2 protein-coding genes and 1 pseudogene are annotated in these 2,676 nt (G+C 72.8%); 2 read left to right on the top strand and 1 reads right to left on the bottom strand.

Going from position 1 to position 2,676, the window contains the following annotated elements:
• Positions 1-45 precede the first annotated feature (45 nt).
• The gene (locus tag PSH25_RS26330; protein WP_238661598.1) at positions 46-330 is read left to right on the top strand and encodes a putative quinol monooxygenase; all 285 of its coding nucleotides are present in this window, start codon (positions 46-48) and stop codon (positions 328-330) included.
• A 9-nt stretch (positions 331-339) separates the two neighbouring features.
• On the opposite strand, the gene PSH25_RS26325 is transcribed toward PSH25_RS26330, so the two are convergent.
• Positions 340-1,881, bottom strand: a complete 1,542-nt coding sequence (locus tag PSH25_RS26325; protein WP_238661597.1) for a gluconokinase — start codon at positions 1,879-1,881, stop codon at positions 340-342.
• A 171-nt stretch (positions 1,882-2,052) separates the two neighbouring features.
• Here PSH25_RS26325 and PSH25_RS26320 point away from each other — a divergent pair.
• A pseudogene (locus PSH25_RS26320) lies at positions 2,053-2,676 on the top strand (hypothetical protein); the annotation flags it as partial.

Genomic DNA, 2,676 nt, shown 5'->3' with positions numbered 1-2,676 from the left:
GGGCGGGTGCAGAGCAAAGGTCAGCCCACTCACCCCGGGGGACCAATGCTGATCATCGCCGGCAGCCTGCAGGTCGAACCGGGCACCCGCGAGGCGTACCTGGCCGGCTGCGAACAGGTCATGGCGCGGGCGCGCGCCACCGCCGGCTGCCTCGACTTCCTGCTGGCGGCCGACCCGTTGGAGCCCGGTCGGATCCACGTCTACGAACGCTGGGAGTCAGCCGAGCAGTTGGCCGCGTTCCGTGGCTCCGGGCCGGACGACGCGCAGGAAGCGGCCATCCTCGACGCCGACGTGCGGCGTTACCTGATCGCCGGCGTCGAGGCGCCCTGACCCCACCGCTCACGTCGGTGGTGCGGGGCCGGTGGGCAGGCCGGGTGCCATCCGGCGGATCGAGGCGAAGGCGGGCGTGAGGGCCTCGTACAGCTCGGCGAAGAGCGGCAGCAGCGCCGCGTAGGTGGCGGCGGCGGCCGGGTCGGGGCGGATCGTCTCCTCGATCCGCACCAGGTCGGCGGCGACGTCGATGCTGGGGATCAGCCCGAGCGCCTCCATGCCGAGCAGGGCCGCGCCGAAGCTCGACCCCTCGTGCGCCGCCGGGAAGCTCACCGGCAGGCCGAGCACGTCGGCGAGCATCTGCCGCCACAGCCCGCTGCGGGCGAAACCGCCACCGGCCCGGACCTCGCGGACCTCGTTTCCGGCCGCGCGCACCGAGCTGAGCACCAGCGCGAGCTGCTGACAGACACCCTCCAGCGCGGCCCGCACCAGGTGCTCGCGGCGGTGCGCGTGGGTCAACCCCACGTACGCGCCGCGCGGCAGGGCGCTCCAGTGTGGCGCTCGTTCGCTGTGCAGGTACGGCAGCATGATGAGCCCACCCGAGCCGACCGGCGCGCGGGCCGCCAGGGCGACCAGGTCCTCCTCGGAGTGCTCGCCCAGATCCGGGGCGAGCGCCGCACCGGCCCACTTGAGCACGATGCCGCCGTTGTTGATCGCGCCACCGACCGCCCAGCGCTGCTCGGTCAGGGCGTAGCAGAACACCCCGCCGAGCGGGTCCACACCGGGCCGCTCGACCATCACCCGCATCGCGCCGCTGGTGCCGATCGAGCAGGCCACCATGCCGGGGTGCACCGCGCCCAGGCCCAGGTTCGCCAGTGGTCCGTCGCCCGCGCCGACCACCACCGGGGTGCGCTCCGGCAGGCCGGTCTCGGCCGCGGACTGCGGGGTGAGGTTGGGCAGCACGGCGGTGGTGGCGACCAGTTGCGGGAGTTGTTCCTCGGTGATGCCGGCGATGCTCAGCGCCTCGTGGTCCCACTCCAGTGTGTGGATGTCGAGCAGGCCGGTGGCCGAGGCGATCGAGTGGTCGGTGACCAGCGCGCCGCAGAGCCGCAGCAGCACCCATTCCTTGATGCCCACCCAGTGCACCACCCGCTCGAAGAGTTTCGGCTCCTGCTCGGCGAACCAGAGCAGCTTGGGTAGCGGCGACATCGGGTGCATCGGCGTGCCGGTACGCCGGTGCAGGGCCAGCCCCGACGGCACCGCCCGCAACCGCTCGGCCTGCTGGGTCGAGCGGGAGTCGGCCCAGGTCACCGACGGGGTGAGCGGAGTGCCGTCCCGGTCCAACCCGATCAGGCTGTGCATGGCCGAGCCGAACGACAGCCCGGCCACCGGCTGGACCAGCTCGGCCACGACCATGCTGATCGACTTGAGCACCGCTTCGAGGATGAGTTGCGGGTCCTGCTCGGCGTAGCCGGGTTGCGGGTTGTTCAGCGGGTAGCCGATCAGGTGGCTGCCGAGCTGCCGCCCGTCGGTGTCGTACGCGACGGCCTTCGTGCTGGTGGTGCCGATGTCGACCCCGATCACGACCCCGGGCAGCGTGACTGCCGGCACGACCGCCACCCCCCTCGGAGAACATGAACGTCGGCACCAGTATCCCCCTATCGTGCTGGTTGCTCCGCCGATCGGGTAGTTCGCCCGTTTCGGCGTGTCCGGGCGCCGCGCCGGACCTGTTGAACCTCGTGACACCCCCAGATTGGTGGCCTGCGCGGCGAAGGAGTCGGCGTGGCAAAGACTGAATCGACGGGTTCCACTTGGCGGTACCGGTGGGCGCACCGGCAGAACGTGCGGCGGGTCAGCACGTACCGCGGCGCTGAGGCGGCGTGGCGGCGACGCGACGACGAGTTGCGGCGGCTGCGCGCCCTGGCCGCCGACTTCAAGGGCTCGGCGGCCGCCGGCGCCGGGCTGGCGTTGGAGTTGGCCGCCGACGAGGTGGTGCTCTGGGCGCTACCCGCCGCGCAACTGGTCGAGGTGCGGCACACCACCGTGCTGCCCGCGCCGGACCTCACGGTCGCCCCGGGAACCGGGCCGCTGCGCCCGCGCCGCCCGGACGGCGTACGCGTCACCGACGCCGGCATGGCCGTGATCACCAGCCGTCGACTCGTGCTGCTCGGCGGGCGGGGTCGGCGCGACTGGGCGTACGGCCGGATAACCGGTCTGGCCCACAATCCGGCGGCGCCGGTCACCCTGATCCAGGTGCTGGACCGGCGGCGTACCTCCGGGTTGTTGCTGCCCACCGACGCCGCGCCGGACTTCCGGTTCAAGCTCACGCTGGCCTTCGCCGACGCGATCGAACAGCGCGCCGCGGTGGTCGCCCAGCTCGACGAGCTGATCGCCGAGCACGCCCAG

Origin of the sequence: Micromonospora foliorum (assembly GCF_022229015.1) — a bacterium.
Lineage (GTDB): Bacteria > Actinomycetota > Actinomycetes > Mycobacteriales > Micromonosporaceae > Micromonospora > Micromonospora foliorum.
This window is presented reverse-complemented; position numbering and strand designations above follow the sequence as displayed.

What these genes read in the sequence shown, in the direction of transcription:
- PSH25_RS26330 (WP_238661598.1), top strand. Translation starts at nt 46, where the DNA reads ATGCTGATCATCGCCGGCAGCCTGCAGGTCGAACCGGGCACCCGCGAG.